Genomic DNA, 14,431 nt, shown 5'->3' with positions numbered 1-14,431 from the left:
GAGTCGAGCTTGATCATCGAGGACACGAGCCCGACTGCCCCGCCCGCCGTTCGGGAGAACCTCTTCGTCCGTGGAATCCACGAGGCGGAGAGGTTTTTTCATCCGAACTACACCGGCCTCGTCGTGGCCACCGTGTTCTTCGGCTGGTCGCTGACGCCCTCGCTGCTACCGCGTGACTGGTTCTTCCAGGGCCTGGTCAGCGGCATCAACGCGACGATCGGCTACGGCCTCGGCTGTGCGCTGGCCTGGGCCTGGCGCCGGTGGGTCGTGCCGAGGATCACCCTGCCGGAGCAGGTCACCGCGCGCTGGGCGAAGCGGCCGAGCTGGACGTTGATCGCGGTGAAGTCCGTGATCGTGGTGGTCTGCCTGATCTTCGCGATCCTGCTGAGCGTCCAGTCGGCGCACTGGCAGCGCCAGATCACCGATCTGATGGGGATGGAGCCGGTATCCGACTCGGGATATCCCCGTACCGTGCTGGTCGGCGCGGTGGTGGTCGGGTTGCTGATCTGGATCTCGCGCGGCGTGGTCAGGCTGGTGCGGGCCGTGGCGCGCGGGCTGAACCAGTGGGTCCGGATTCCCGCCTCGGTCGCGCGGCCGCTCGGCGTGGTCATCGTGATCGTGGCCGCGGTGCTGCTGTTCAACGGCGTCCTGGCGAAAGCCTTCTTCACCGTGGCGAATTCGGCGTTCAGCGCCCGCAACAGCCACACCTCGGCGCACGCGATCCAGCCGACACTGCCCGAACGTTCCGGCAGCCCGGAGTCGCTGGCGAAGTGGGACACCCTCGGTTCGGAGGGCCGGTGGTTCGTATCCAACGCACCGACCGCGCTGGCGATCGGGCAGGTCACCGGAAAGCCCGCGCGCGAACCGATCCGGGTCTACGCCGGGCTGGAATCGGCCGACGGGTTCGAGGCGCAGACCGATCTGGCTGTCGCCGAACTCGAGCGCACCAAGGCCTTCGAACGCGAAGTACTCGTGGTGATCAGCACCACCGGCACCGGCTGGGTTGATTCGACCAGCGCGGAGTCGATCGAGCTCATGTACGGCGGCGACAGCGCGCTGGTGGCGACCCAGTACTCCTACCTGCCGAGTGCCCTGTCGTTCCTGTCCGACCGGGACAAGTCGATGACCATGGGCCGCCTGCTGTTCGACAAGGTGTACGAGCGCTGGGCGGCGCTGCCCGAGGACACCAGGCCCAAGCTGCTGGTCTACGGCGAGAGCCTCGGCTCGCAGGGCTCGGAGGGCGCGTTCTCCGGGCTGGCCGATATCCGCAATCGTGCCGACGGCGTGCTCTGGGTCGGCCCGCCCAATTCCAACCGGCTCTGGTCGGAGTTCGTGCGCAGGCGTGACCCCGGCACCGAGGAGATCACCCCGATCTACGCCGACGGGCTCTCGGTGCGCTTCGCCGCGAGTGCCGATCAGCTGGCCCGGCCGTCGGACAACTGGACCGACCCGCGCATCGTCTACCTGCAGCACGCGTCCGATCCGGTGGTGTGGTGGTCGCCGGATCTGCTGTTCTCCGAACCCGACTGGCTGACCGAGAAGCGCGGACCCGATGTGTCACCGGCGATGTCGTGGTATCCGATCGTCACGTTCTGGCAGGTCGCCGCGGATCTGCCACGCGCGCAGACGGTGTCGAACGGGCACGGGCACAACTACGGCAACGTGGTGCCCGACGCCTGGGCCGCGGTAGCCGAACCACCGGACTACACACCGGAATTGGCCGCGCGGATCAAGTCTTTCCTCGTCGAGTCCGCGGCCACCGAACATCAGCTGAAATAGACCGGGCTGCGCCGAACCCCTCGATCGGCGCAGGCCCGATCCGCTCAGGACACCGATTTGAACGGATTGTGTTCGGCGATCAGCTGTTCCAGCCGCGCCTCGTCGATCCGGCCGATCAGTGACTGGGTCTCCTGCTGGTCGCGCACGACCTTGGCGAGAGTGAAGCAGCTGGTCACCAGGAACAGGCCCGACATCGCCAGGAACGCGCGCTGCCAGCCGTCCAGCGGCAGGTAGGCGATTCCGGCACCGGTCCCGAACAGGCTGACGGCGAACGCGATCGCGGCCTGGGCCATGTAGGCCGAGGTGTTCTTCGGCTTGGCATTGGGTGTGCTCATAGGAATAAGCATGCTGACCGGGGGATTCACCCGGGCGCGTGAAACTACTCGAGTGCGGTGGGTAGTTGCCGAACGCAGGCCGGGAGTGACCGACCCGCCATCCACAACACCCTGCCGGGCCGAAACCGGCCAGCCATACTGGTTTGGTGTCCGCGACAGGCTCGACCCTCGTGGCGCTGCGCACGCGCGGCGCCGGGCTGCTGCGCCGCGTCGAGGACATCGTAGACCTCAACTACCCCGGTCTGGTCCTGGCGACGCTGTTCTTCGCGCTGTCGGTCACGCCGTCGCTGGTGCCGCGCGACTGGTTGTTCCAGGGCCTGATCAGCGGGATCAACGCCGCCATCGGCTACGGGCTCGGGTGTCTGCTCGAGTGGGCGTTCCGGCGCTGGGTGCGGGCGCGGATCCCGATTCCCAGCCCGTCGGACCGGCTGCGGTACGCGATCAAGGCGACCGTGCTGGTCGTCTGCGCGCTGGTCGCGGCGGTGATGCTGGTGCAATCGGCGCGCTGGCAGCGGGAGATCACCTCGCTGATGGGGATGGCGGGGACCACCACGACCGCGTACCTGCGGACCGGGCTGCTCAGCGTGGCCGTCGGGGTCGCCGTTGTCGCCGCCTACCGGACCGTGCGGGTGCTGGTGCTCGTACTGGCCCGCCAGCTCAATCGCTGGGTGCGGGTGCCGCGCGAACTCGCGCCCGCCGCCGGTGCGCTGGTGCTCGTCGTGTTGACGGTGACGATCTTCAACGGTGTGGCGTCACGGGCGTTCTTCGCCGTGGCCAACTCCGCGTTCAGCGTGCGCAACGACCGGGTGTCGGAGTTCGCGGTGCAGCCCGCGAAACCGGAGCGCTCCGGCAGCGCGGCCTCGCTCGCGCCGTGGGAGACCCTCGGTTTCGAGGGACGGTGGTTCGTGTCGAACGGGCCGAGCGCCGACGACATCACCGAGGTGACGGGAAAGCCTGCGCGGGAACCGATCCGGGTCTACGTGGGGTTGGAGTCGGTGACCGGCGAGCAGACCGCGGCGCAGCTGGCCGTCGACGAGCTGGAACGGACCAAGGCCTTCGAACGCGAGGCCATGGTGGTGGTGACCACCACCGGCACCGGCTGGGTCAACTCGATGGCGGCGGGCGCGATCGAATACCTCTACGGGGGCGACACGGCGATCGTGGCCACCCAGTATTCGTATCTGCCCAGCGTGCTGTCCTTCCTCTCCGACCGGGAGAAGGCGGCCGCGGCCAGCCGGGAACTGTTCGACGCGGTGTATCAGCGGTGGCTGGCCCAGCCGGAGGGGCAACGGCCGAAACTGTTCGTGTACGGCGAGAGCCTGGGCTCCCAGGGTTCGGAGGAGGCCTTCGACGGGCTCGCCGATCTGCGCGAGAAGGTGGACGGTGCGCTGTGGGTGGGGCCGCCGAACTCGAATCGGCTGTGGCGGCAATTCGTCGACCGGCGTGATCCCGGGTCGCCCGAGGTGGCGCCGGTCTATGCCGACGGGCTGGTCGTCCGATTCGCCGACGACGCGACCGATCTAGGGCCCGCGGAGACCTGGCGCGAGCCGCGCATCGCCTACCTGCAGCTCCCGTCCGATCCGATCGTGTGGTGGTCGGCGGACCTGATCTTCACCCAGCCGGATTGGCTGAGCGAGCCGCGTGGCCCCGGTGTCTCGACGCAGATGCGGTGGGCGCCGTTCGTGACGTTCTGGCAGGTCACGGCGGACCTCACGAATGCGCAAGGGGTGGTCGACGGGCATGGGCATCGGTATGGGTCGCTGGTGCTCGACGGCTGGCTGGCCGTTGCCGAGCCGCCGGGAGTCAGTGCCGAGGTCGTCGAAAGTATTCGTGCCGCACTGGAATCCGCGGACGAGTACGAGCGAGCGGTCAAGTGAGGGCAGGGCGATGGTCGGCGTTGGTCGATGATCGCGACGGGTCTGCGGCGGGGATGAATGCGGGCCATGCGCACAGAGCGGCGAAGAAGCGCCCGGTCCGTCTGTCTCGTGTGCGCAAGCGCAGTCGTATCGGACGCGGTGTAGCGCTGGCCCTTCCGGTGCTGTGGAGTAACCGGGTGCTTCCTGCGCTCGACCTGCCGTTGCGCGGCCGGACCGTGGCGAACATCGTGTTCGCGACGGGGTACACGGCGGTCTTCGACGGGCGCCCGAACTGGTTGTCGGCCAAGGGGTTCCGGTCGGGTGTGTGGGGTGCCGTCCTGGTGTTCGCCGGTTATGGTGCGGTGCTGGCGGTTCCGGCGTTGCGTCGGCTGCCGCTCGAAGTCGCCGAGCGGGTACCGGAGACGTCGCACCTCGAATGGATCGCCCTGCACATCCCGGTGGGCACGGTCCTCGCCGAGGAAGCGGTGTTCCGCGGCACGCTCGATCCGCTGCTCGACGAGGTCGCCGAACCGCGCGTCGCCGCGGCGGTGGGCGCGCTCGACTTCGGTCTGTGCCACATCCGCCCCGCGCAGGCCACCGGCGAATCGGTGCCGGGAACGGTCGCGCTCACCACGCTCGCCGGCCTGGTCTTCAGCGCGTTGCGCAGGCACGCCGGCAGCGCGACCGCGCCCGCGCTGGTGCATCTGGCGATCAATGCCGGGGGAGCGTTGCTCCCGTTCGCGGCGATGCGGATCGAATTGCTCGAGCAGTAGCGTCGTTGCGGTCAAGCATGAACGTCGAAGACGAAGCCTTCGATCGTGACTCCCGGCGCGAACGAGAACGCGACGCCCGTCGAGAGCGGCTTGTCCGCCGCGGTCCGAGCGGCGATCCGTTCGAGCACGAAGATCAGTGAGACGCTCGACATGTTTCCGTACTCACCGAGAACTTCCCAGCTCGTCGACGCGGCTTCCGGCGGGAGGCCGAGTGATCGCGCGGATTCGAGCAGGATCTTCGGCCCGCCCGGGTGGATTGCCCACACATCGATATCTGCCTGCCGCAATCCATTGCGCCGCAATGTGTCTCGGACAACGGGTGCGACGCCGTCGTAGATGTACGTGGGCACGTTCGCGGACAGCTCGCAGGTGATGGCGTCCTGGTTGACGCCGACCGCGATGCCGTCTTCGGTGCCCTCGAACAAATGGGTGAATGTGTCCCGGATGACGATCGCCCCGGCGCCAGGCTGCTCCATTCCGCGGTGTGCCCCGATGACGACCGCGCCGCAACCGTCGCCGAACAGGCTGTGCGCGACCGCGTCGTCGACACCTTCGACGGGGACGACGTGCACCGAGTTGAGCTCGATGCACACGACCATCGCCTTCTTGTCCGGGTTGGCGCGGACGAAATCCGAGGCGGTGCGAATTCCGTTCATCGCTGCCGCGCAGCCCATGAAATTGACCACGAGGCGAGCGACCGACCTGGGCAGTCCGAGGTGCTCGACGACCGCGACGTCGACGCCGGGCGCGATGAGCCCGGTGCTCGTGGCGAACACGAGGAGTCCGACGTCGGCCGGGTCGACACCGTCGAGTGCGCGCCGCGCCACGTCGACCGCAAGCGGAACGGCGTGGCGGTAGAACAGGCGCATGCGATCCTGGATTGTCGCCGGTTCGCCGCCGGGCGCGGAAAGGCCGTCTTCCAGCGGGTCGACGGCGAAGTGCCGGGTATTGATCATGGTCTTGCGAAAGATGCGTCTGACCCGGGATTGCTGCTCCGGATCGGTGAATTGCCCAGCCATCCAGTCCGCTGCCACGGCTTGGTCGAGGACCAGGCTGGGCGCACCGGTCGCGATGGCTTCGATGACGGGGACGGTCGGCGCCGACGGATTCGCGTGCTCGAGCGTTCGCGCTGCCGTGCGGGTGAGAAGTGCCTGGTCGAGAGCGAGTGACATGGAGCCGTTCTTCCTCGTGCGAGCGATTGGGGGTACTCCAATCGTCGACGAGCGAATGTCCGGCAAATAGGCACCCAAGGGGGTGTGGATCCCCACCTGGCACGTTGTGCTGATGGCCTTCGCCGCAGCAGCCGCCATCGGCGTTCCTCCGCGGCGGGCCGAGTAGCTCAGGCCGTAGCGACGAAGCCCGCGACGGCGTCGGTGAAGGCGTCGTTGTCGTCGCCGGCGGCGGTGTGCGCTGCCGCGGTGATCTCGGCCAGGCGGGCGTGTGGTGCCAGGGCGAGGAAGGCGGCGGCGCCCTCGTCGCTGACCACATCGGACTTGCCGCCGCGGACCAGCAGGACTGGGATGGTCAGGGCCTCGGCGGCGGCTTCCATCTCGGCGATGCGGGCCTGGGGGTTGTCCTCGAGGCCGGTCAGCAGGTCGGGGTCCCAGTGCCAGTACCAGCGGCCCTCGCGCTGACGCAGGTTGCGCAGCAGGCCGTCGGCGTTGTCGGGGCGCGGGCGGTGTGGGAGGTAGGCGGCGACCGCGTCGGCGACCTGGTCGAGGGTGTCGAAGCCGTCGCGGTGCCTGCCGAGGAAGTCCATGACCCGTTCCACGCCTTTGGATTCCGAGCGGGGCACGATGTCGACCAGCACCAGCGCGCGGATCGCGTCGCCGCCGGGCGTCGCGGTGGTGAGCAGGCCGGTGATGCCGCCCATGCTGGCCCCGACGACGACAGCGCCAGCCCCGGGCGTCGCGCCGAGCTGTTCGAGCACCGTGAGCAGATCGCCGACCATCGCTTCGCGGGTGTAGTCGCGCGTCGGCGACCAGTCGCTGTCACCGTGGCCGCGCGCGTCCACCGCGACGACGTGCATGCCCGCCGCCGCCAGCGCTCGACCGGTGCGCTTCCACGAATGCCGGTTCTGCCCGCCGCCGTGCAGCATCACGACCAGCGGGCCGCCTGGCACACCGAAACTGTCGGCGACCAGGGTGAGACCGTCGCAGCCGCGCAGCCGCAGCGTCGTCGGTTCCAGCGGTTCGGTGGAGCTCGGCATGACACCTCCTGAACATTGTTTACTGTGCTGAACGTTGTTCAGAATGTAGCGTGAGGCCCCGATCGAAGGGAAGTGGGGACCAGTGGCCGAATCGAGCCGGGCGGGGCGTCGAGACGAGATCGCCGAGGCGAAACGCGCGATCATCCTGCGCGCGGCCAGGACGATCTTCGAGGAAGACGGCGTCGACGCGGCCAATATCCGGGCCATCGCCACCGCGGCCGGCTACACCCCCGGCGCCCTCTACGCGTACTTCCCGAGCAAGGAACACATCTACGCCGCCCTGCTCGGCGAATCCCTGGAACGACTCTCGGCCGAGGTAGCCGCGGTGACCGTCCTCGACGACCCCGCCGCCCGCTTCCGCGCCGCGGGCCTGGCCTTCTTCGACTTCTACGACGGCAACCCCCGCGACCTCGACCTGGGCTTCTACCTCTTCCGCGGCGGCATCCGCCCCCACGGCCTCGGCGCCGAACTGAACGCAGGCCTCAACGCGGCCATGCTGTCCGGCCTCGCCCCGATCGTGTCGGCAACGATGGAACTCGGCGCCACCGAGGAGCGAGCCCGCGTCATCACCGCCGACGTCCTGGCCCACCTCTCCGGCCTGCTCCTGCTCGCCCACACCAAACGCCTGGCTCTCCTCGGCGGCGCCGACGCCCGCCAGATGATGCGCGAGTACCTCGACTTGCGCATCGACGCCTTGCGGGCCGGACGAGGCTGACCCACTCGACCGGGTCGATCCGTAGTTTCGCGGTGACGTGGTGGCCGATGCCTGCCCGGAGAGCGTGCTGACGGTCCGCACGATTCTGGACGATTGATCACCAGGCCCTCACGTCACCATCGCCCGAGAGCGAAAATCCCTCATCGCCTGGTGATCATGCGCCCAGCAGGCAACTCGGCTGAGATGCCGGGGGTCGGTAGCGTCGTGGGTATGGCAGGACGGAATGTGGTCGATCCCGCGCAGGTGCGGGCGGCGGTGTGGGCTGTGGGGGAGTGGTTGCGGGACGCGACGGTGGGGGCGCCCGGGCGGGCCGAGGTCGCGGCGGCGGTGCGGGGGACGGCCAGGGCGCTGGCCGCGGATGCGCCGGGGCATTCGGTGGAGGTGCGGGTGCCGCCGTTCGTGGCGGTGCAGTGCATCGAGGGGCCGCGGCATACCAGGGGCACGCCGCCGAACGTGGTGGAGACCGATCCGCGAACCTGGTTGTTGCTGGCCACGGGGCTGCTGGACTTCGATGCGGCGGTGGAGTCCGGTGCGCTGTCGGTGTCGGGGATGCGGGCGGGGGAGATCGCCGGATGGCTGCCGATCGTGGCATTGACGGGATAGGGATCTAGCCGCCCGATGTTTCCCAGTTCATGCGCTCGGCCTCCGCGGACGGCGTGCCATCCCATGGATGGAGTTGGAAGTCCTGGTCGCGCACCGCGGTGCGTCCCGGCAGGTGTGGGCACACGCAGGAGATGGACAGTGCGGCGGTTCGCGTTCCCAGTTCGTCGGCTTTGAGGTCCTGCGCCAGTCCGGTGGCCACGGAGAGCAGATCGTCCAAAGTCGGGGTACCCGGCAGACAGAGGTCGAGGGACAGGTCGACCATTCCTGGCAGCCCTGGCGAGAACGCCAATTCGCCGGCGGCCACCCGGACACCCGACGGCAGCCGGGTGTCCGCCATGAACCTCGCGAGGTCGAATCCGGCGATCGTCTGCGGCCCGGTCGGCAGATCACCCGCGCATGCCGCGACGAGCGGCGGCGGGCCGGGTGGAGTGGTGTCGTCGGGCGCCTGGCAGGCGACGATCAGTGCCGCCGCGGGGATCGAGATCAAGGCTGTCGCACGTCTCATCGACCGCCACGTTAGCGCGAATGCGCCACTGAGCCACGCTATTTCGGCTTGCCAATAGCGGTGGCGCCGGTTCACGCAGACGAGTGAGCCCCGGCCCGCGAAGTCGCCGATCGGTGATGCCCGCTCGGTCTGGCCTGATCAGTTCAGTGCCGAAACACCGATGCGATCGCGATCGTCAAGAGTAGGCCGATCAGCGATAGCGCGAAACCTGCGAAAGCTACTAGCAGGCCCACGCCGGCACGCGTGAAAGATGTAGACCACTTGTCGGTGACGGTCTCGCCGAGGATGACGAAGGTGCCGCCGAGGACGAGCGGGAGGACGATCAGCCACCACGCTGCGCGCGCGGCTGAGACGGTGTACGGGAGGCTGATGCAGGCCAAGCCGACCGCCGACGTTACGAAGCTTTCTGGCCCGAACGATTCTGACGAGCGGGCATATTTTCGCCTGTACATCCGCAGCATCAGGCCGGCGAATCCGACCACCAGCGTAGAGGCGAGTAGGCCGGTGGCGATTCCCAAGTTTCCGTCGATGATGGCCGCTGACAATGCAAAGAGCGCAACTCCGATGACAGCTCCTGCCGGAACGGCCACAGTGGCGGCCCGCCAGTACACGAGGCGGGTCCGCTCAGGCATCGGAGTTCTTGCGGTGCAGGCCTTTGTAGTCGTAGTAGCGGGTGATGGTGACGCCGCCGACGACGGCGATCGCGATGCCGAGTAGGGACATCCAGATCCCGCGGTCGAGGCCTGCTTCGTAGTTGGCTTCGAAGTAGAGGATGGAGCGGGTGCCGAGGAAGACCTGGTGCATCGGCTCGAATTCGGCGAGCCAGGCCATGTGGGGTGGGATGGCTTCGATCGGGACGGTGCCGCCGGAGGAGGGCAGGCCGAGGATGACGAACAGGATGAGGTTCACCAGCAGGCCCGCGCTGCCGAAGGCGGCGAGGGTCATCAGGCCGGTCCAGCCGACCGCGATCATCGCCAGGACCGAGAACAGGTACAGCGCGAGTGGGTTGCCGATGGGCATGCCGACGATGTTCGCCGCGAGCATGAAGACTCCCGAGATGACCACCGAGGCCAGCGTCATCACACCCCATTTGAGGAGCAGGGTGTGGAAGCGAGAGATCGAGGCCGTCGGGTAGTGGACGAACCAGGGGCCGTATTCGGTGGGGACGAAGCCGAGCTGGGCGTCGACCATCGTGTGGATCACCATCGCGCCGACCATGCCCGCCAGTAGCAGGAGCAGGGCGTAGAAGAACGCGGTCAAGCCCTCGCCGGAGCCGCTGGGCAGCGGCCGGAACTGCTGGGACACCACCTCGACCGGGCTCTCCAAGGTGAGCGTCGCCGCGCCGGACACCTGGGGCGCCGGCGCGCCCTCCGGTGTCTGCGCGAGGGTGGCCTTCACCTGGTCGGTCAGTTGGGTGCCGACTTGCTTGTTCACCTCGGCCAGCGCCTGGTCGCCGATGCGGTGCACGATCTGCACGCCGAACGCGCCCATCCCCGGGTTGGTCTGCAGGGTGATGATCGGCCGTTCCATCTCGCCGGGCACGATGCTGCCCGTGCCGAGAATGCCCAGACGTTTGCTGAAGTCGCCGGGGATGACGATGGCGCCGTAGACCTGCGCGTTGCGCAGCAACTGTTCGGACTCCGCCTTGCCGACGACGCGCAGATTCACCTTGTCGGCGGGCACGTTCGCGACCAGCCCGTCGGCGACCTGCTTGCCGTAGTCGACCCGCTTCTGCTGGTCGCCGGAGCCGGTGACATCGCCGACATCCAGGTTGACCAGCGCGATCGGGAAATCGTGCAGGTTCTCCTCCGGATCGGCGACATAGCCGAGGTACATCACGCCGAGCAGCGCGGTCAGCGCCGTGAGCACCAGCGTGGGGATGACCACGATGTGGGACCAGTGACGCCGATCGGACGCGGGTGTGGCGAATATCGCTTCCGCCGCCGGTGCCTGGGTGGAATCTTTCCGCGCCGAGCCGGCGTTTTCACTACCCGAACCGGCATCACCGGCTGCTTCGTGCCCGCTGTCGTCCGTTGTCACCTTGCGCACGGTAACAGCTCACGACGGCTGATCGGTGGGTACGCGAACAGGAGATTGCTGCCGGGATGCGAGCGCGCGTACAACGCGTCCCTATTCACCCGTAGAATGACGGGTGCCCCCAGCCCGCCCGAACAGGGAGCAAACGGTGAATGACCCCAACGAGCCCGAGAACGAGCCCCGCGAGGAGTGTGGCGTTTTCGGCGTCTGGGCTCCCGACGAGGACGTAGCCAAGCTCACCTACTACGGCCTGTACGCCCTGCAGCATCGCGGGCAGGAGGCGGCCGGTATCGCCGTCTCCGACGGCTCCCAGATCCTGGTCTTCAAGGATCTCGGCCTGGTCAGTCAGGTCTTCGACGAGCAGACCCTCGGCGCGATGCCAGGTCATATCGCCGTCGGACATTGTCGCTACTCCACCACCGGTGGCGTCACCTGGGAGAACGCGCAGCCGATCTTCCGCACCACCGCCGTCGGCTCCGGCCTGGCGCTCGGCCACAACGGCAACCTCGTCAATACCGCCGAATTGGCCGGGCGCGCACGCGAACTCGGCCTGATCGGGGCAGGCGTGATCGACGGCCGCCCGCAGATGACCGGCGCGACCTCCGACTCCGACATCGTCACCGCCCTGTTGGCGCACGCCGCGGCGGACTCGAGCATCGAGCAGGCCGCGATGGAACTGCTGCCGCAGCTGCGCGGCGCGTTCTGCCTGACCTTCATGGACGAGCACACCCTCTACGCCGCGCGTGACCCGCACGGCGTGCGCCCGCTGGTGCTCGGCAGGCTCGACCGGGGCTGGGTCGTCGCCTCCGAGACCGCCGCACTCGACATCGTCGGCGCCGCGTTCGTCCGTGAGATCGAGCCGGGCGAGCTGCTCGCGATCGACTCCGACGGCGTGCGCTCGATGCGCTTCGCCAACCCCGAGCCCAAGGGCTGCGTCTTCGAGTACGTGTACCTGGCTCGCCCCGACACCACGATCGCCGGACGTTCGGTGCACTCGACCCGCGTGGAGATCGGCCGCAAGCTGGCCAAGGAGAGCCCGGTCGACGCCGATTTGGTGATCCCGGTGCCCGAGTCGGGCACGCCCGCCGCGGTCGGGTACGCGCAGGGCTCCGGCATCCCCTACGGCCAGGGCCTGATGAAGAACGCGTACGTGGGCCGCACCTTCATCCAGCCGAGCCAGACCATCCGCCAGCTCGGTATCCGGCTCAAGCTCAACCCGCTGCGCGAGGTCATCCGCGGCAAGCGGCTCATCGTCGTCGACGACTCGATCGTGCGCGGCAACACCCAGCGCGCGCTGATCCGCATGCTGCGCGAGGCCGGTGCGCTCGAGATCCACGTCCGGATCGCCTCGCCGCCGGTGAAGTGGCCCTGCTTCTACGGCATCGACTTCGCCTCGCGCGCGGAGCTGATCGCCAACGGCGCGGGCGCCGACGACAGCTACGACGACATGGTCGAGAACGTGCGCCGCTCGATCGGCGCCGACACCCTCGGCTACATCTCCACCGAGGGCATGATCTCCGCCACCGAGCAGCCGGCCAGCAGGCTGTGCACCGCCTGCTTCACCGGCGACTACCCGATCCCGCTGCCGCAGGAGGCCGCCATCGGCAAGAACGTGCTCGAGGGGATGCTCTCGGGCAAGCCGGAGGCCAAGCTGCTCGCCGAGAACGTCAACGCCGATGCGCTGAGCAGGCCGTAGCGCCGCATCGTCACCAGGAGGGGCCGGTCAGGATAAACCTGATCGGCCCTTTTTGTGTTGTGTACGTAAGGAATTCCGGTAACCGATAATTTCGTAAGATTAGTTCATAACATCCGAGCAATTATTCGCACGAATTGATACTGGGCGGTAATGGTTCGCCTGTACGGTCCCCCGTTATATCGCTAGCTCACCGTGTTGTCGTCGCACCTGTGATCCGGGTGCGGCGACGGCGTGGCGTTCGAGAATGGGACCTGATGTTGAACAGTGCACTGAGCGTTCGCAAGAATCGCGCGAAACAAGTTGCCGCAGTGGGTGTCGCGGCTGTCGTCGCCGCCGCGCTGGCAGGCTGTGGTTCGGGCCGCACCGATGAGGCAGGGTCCGGTGCGGGGCTGGTCGTCGGCACCACGGACAAGATCTTCTCGCTCGACCCGGCCGCCGCCTACGACAACGGCTCGCTGCTGGTGGAGAATCAGATCTATTCGTATCTGCTGAATTTCGCGCCGGGCGACACCACGCCCAAGCCCGATGCGGCGGAGAAGTGCGAGTTCACCGCGCCAACCGTGTACACGTGCAAGATCAAATCCGGGCTGACATTCGCCAACGGAAATCCGTTGACCGCCAAGAGCGTCAAGTTCTCCTTCGACCGGATGCTGAAGATCAACGATCCGCACGGTCCCGCCTCGCTGCTCGGCAATCTCGACAAGACCGATGTGGTCGACGATCTCACCGTCGCGTTCACGCTGAAGGTCGCCAACGACCAGACCTTCCCGACCATCCTGCCGACCCAGGCGGGCCCGATCGTCGACGAGAAGGTGTTCTCGGCCGACAAGGTGGCCACCGACGAGGAAGTCGTTGCGGCGAAGGGCTATTCGGGACCCTACACGATCACCAGCTACGACAAGAACAAGCTGGTCGAGTACCAGGCCAACCCCGCCTACCAGGGCATCCTCGGCACGCCGAAGAACACCACGGTCTCGACCAAGTACTACGCCACCTCCGACAACCTGAAGCTGGACCTGCAGAACGGCGCCATCGACGTCGGCTACCGCTCGTTCACGCCCACCGACATCGATTCGCTCCGTGCCGATTCCAAGGTGAAGGTCACCGACGGACCCGGCGGCGAACTGCGCTACATCGTGTTCAACATGAACACCATGCCGGGCAACACCCCCGAGCAGAAGCTGGCCGTGCGCAAGGCGCTCGCGTCCTCGGTGGATCGGGAAGCGCTGGCCTCCTCGGTGTACAAGAACACCTATCAGCCCGCGTACGGCTATGTGCCGCAAGGCATGACGGGCGCGGCCGAGCCGTTGAAGGAGCTCTACGGCGCCAAGCCGGACAAGACCCTCGCCGCGAAGTTCCTGGCCGACGCGGGCGTGGCCACCCCGGTGACGCTGAACCTGCAGTACAACCCCGACCACTACGGCTCCAGCTCCTCGGAGGAGTACGCCGCGGTCAAGTCGCAGCTCGAGGCGTCGGGCCTGTTCAAGGTGAACCTGCAGTCCACCGAATGGGTCACCTACCAGAAGGAACGTGCCTCCGACGGCTACCCGATGTACCAGTTCGGCTGGTTCCCCGACTTCCCGGACGCCGACAACTACCTCTCGCCGTTCTTCGGGCCGAACAACTTCCTGCAGTCGCACTTCGAGAACCCCGGCATCAACGCCCAGCTGATCGCCGAGACCACCGAATCCGATCCGGCCAAGCGAGTCGAGCTGCTGCGCAAGATCCAGACCGACCTGGCGCAGAACCATCTGCCGACGCTGCCGCTGCTCTCGGGGAAGCAGGTCGCGGTGTCCAAGCCCGGCGTCGCCGGTGTCGAGCAGACCCTCGACGGATCCTTCAAGTTCCGGTTCACGGTACTGAGCAAGTGAGTGACGTACCCGCTGCGCCCGGATCGGTGATCCGGGCGCGGCGTTTCGGGTG

General features: G+C 67.6%; 13 protein-coding genes. 7 read left to right on the top strand and 6 right to left on the bottom strand.

What is annotated here, in order from left to right; genetic code table 11:
* The first annotated feature begins 9 nt into the window (after positions 1-9).
* Positions 10-1,779, top strand: a complete 1,770-nt coding sequence (locus tag ACWF82_RS17085; protein WP_452502149.1) for an alpha/beta hydrolase — start codon at positions 10-12, stop codon at positions 1,777-1,779.
* A gap of 44 nt (positions 1,780-1,823) precedes the next feature.
* Here the strand turns inward: ACWF82_RS17085 and ACWF82_RS17080 are convergent, their stop codons facing one another.
* Entirely contained in the window at positions 1,824-2,114 is a 291-nt protein-coding gene (locus ACWF82_RS17080; RefSeq protein WP_336086490.1) for a YiaA/YiaB family inner membrane protein, read from the bottom strand.
* Positions 2,115-2,260: 146 nt separating this feature from the next.
* On the opposite strand from ACWF82_RS17080, the gene ACWF82_RS17075 reads away from it, so the two are divergent.
* The gene (locus ACWF82_RS17075; protein ID WP_452502147.1) at positions 2,261-3,991 is read left to right on the top strand and encodes an alpha/beta hydrolase; all 1,731 of its coding nucleotides are present in this window, start codon (positions 2,261-2,263) and stop codon (positions 3,989-3,991) included.
* A gap of 176 nt (positions 3,992-4,167) precedes the next feature.
* A complete protein-coding gene (locus ACWF82_RS17070) occupies positions 4,168-4,743 on the top strand; it encodes a CPBP family intramembrane glutamic endopeptidase (RefSeq protein ID WP_452502145.1) in 576 nt (191 codons plus the stop codon).
* A gap of 11 nt (positions 4,744-4,754) precedes the next feature.
* Here the strand turns inward: ACWF82_RS17070 and ACWF82_RS17065 are convergent, their stop codons facing one another.
* Both ACWF82_RS17065 and ACWF82_RS17060 read right to left on the bottom strand, forming a co-directional pair.
* The gene (locus tag ACWF82_RS17065; protein WP_452502143.1) at positions 4,755-5,915 is read right to left on the bottom strand and encodes a type III polyketide synthase; all 1,161 of its coding nucleotides are present in this window, start codon (positions 5,913-5,915) and stop codon (positions 4,755-4,757) included.
* A 167-nt stretch (positions 5,916-6,082) separates the two neighbouring features.
* The gene (locus ACWF82_RS17060) at positions 6,083-6,952 is read right to left on the bottom strand and encodes an alpha/beta fold hydrolase (RefSeq protein WP_452502141.1); all 870 of its coding nucleotides are present in this window, start codon (positions 6,950-6,952) and stop codon (positions 6,083-6,085) included.
* An 82-nt stretch (positions 6,953-7,034) separates the two neighbouring features.
* Here ACWF82_RS17060 and ACWF82_RS17055 point away from each other — a divergent pair, with 82 nt between their 5' ends.
* A complete protein-coding gene (locus ACWF82_RS17055; protein WP_452502139.1) occupies positions 7,035-7,667 on the top strand; it encodes a TetR/AcrR family transcriptional regulator in 633 nt (210 codons plus the stop codon).
* A 210-nt stretch (positions 7,668-7,877) separates the two neighbouring features.
* On the top strand, positions 7,878-8,270 hold the full coding sequence (locus ACWF82_RS17050) for a sterol carrier family protein (RefSeq protein ID WP_452502137.1): 393 nt from the start codon (positions 7,878-7,880) through the stop codon (positions 8,268-8,270).
* A 4-nt stretch (positions 8,271-8,274) separates the two neighbouring features.
* On the opposite strand, the gene ACWF82_RS17045 is transcribed toward ACWF82_RS17050, so the two are convergent.
* From ACWF82_RS17045 to ACWF82_RS17035, 3 genes are all read right to left on the bottom strand, one after another.
* Complete coding sequence (locus ACWF82_RS17045) at positions 8,275-8,775, bottom strand: hypothetical protein (protein WP_452502135.1); 501 nt, start codon at positions 8,773-8,775, stop codon at positions 8,275-8,277.
* Between the two features lie 143 nt (positions 8,776-8,918).
* A complete protein-coding gene (locus tag ACWF82_RS17040; RefSeq protein WP_452502133.1) occupies positions 8,919-9,407 on the bottom strand; it encodes a hypothetical protein in 489 nt (162 codons plus the stop codon).
* Positions 9,400-10,815, bottom strand: coding sequence for a YhgE/Pip domain-containing protein (locus ACWF82_RS17035; RefSeq protein ID WP_452502131.1), 1,416 nt, complete (start codon positions 10,813-10,815; stop codon positions 9,400-9,402). The genes ACWF82_RS17040 and ACWF82_RS17035 overlap by 8 nt, the downstream gene beginning before the upstream one ends.
* A 145-nt stretch (positions 10,816-10,960) precedes the next feature.
* On the opposite strand from ACWF82_RS17035, the gene purF reads away from it, so the two are divergent.
* Entirely contained in the window at positions 10,961-12,508 is a 1,548-nt protein-coding gene (gene purF / locus ACWF82_RS17030) for an amidophosphoribosyltransferase (RefSeq protein ID WP_452502129.1), read from the top strand.
* A gap of 254 nt (positions 12,509-12,762) precedes the next feature.
* Complete coding sequence (locus ACWF82_RS17025; protein WP_452502127.1) at positions 12,763-14,379, top strand: ABC transporter substrate-binding protein; 1,617 nt, start codon at positions 12,763-12,765, stop codon at positions 14,377-14,379.
* Positions 14,380-14,431: the final 52 nt, after the last annotated feature.

Source organism: Nocardia sp. NPDC055053 (assembly GCF_053608285.1).
Note: the sequence above shows the minus strand (reverse complement) of the source record. Positions and strands in the feature narration are given on the sequence as shown.

What these genes read in the sequence shown, in the direction of transcription:
- ACWF82_RS17050 (WP_452502137.1), top strand. Translation starts at nt 7,878, where the DNA reads ATGGCAGGACGGAATGTGGTCGATCCCGCGCAGGTGCGGGCGGCGGTG.
- ACWF82_RS17025 (WP_452502127.1), top strand. Translation starts at nt 12,763, where the DNA reads ATGTTGAACAGTGCACTGAGCGTTCGCAAGAATCGCGCGAAACAAGTT.
- ACWF82_RS17065 (WP_452502143.1), bottom strand. Translation starts at nt 5,915, where the DNA reads ATGTCACTCGCTCTCGACCAGGCACTTCTCACCCGCACGGCAGCGCGA.
- ACWF82_RS17045 (WP_452502135.1), bottom strand. Translation starts at nt 8,775, where the DNA reads ATGAGACGTGCGACAGCCTTGATCTCGATCCCCGCGGCGGCACTGATC.
- ACWF82_RS17060 (WP_452502141.1), bottom strand. Translation starts at nt 6,952, where the DNA reads ATGCCGAGCTCCACCGAACCGCTGGAACCGACGACGCTGCGGCTGCGC.
- ACWF82_RS17080 (WP_336086490.1), bottom strand. Translation starts at nt 2,114, where the DNA reads ATGAGCACACCCAATGCCAAGCCGAAGAACACCTCGGCCTACATGGCC.
- ACWF82_RS17040 (WP_452502133.1), bottom strand. Translation starts at nt 9,407, where the DNA reads ATGCCTGAGCGGACCCGCCTCGTGTACTGGCGGGCCGCCACTGTGGCC.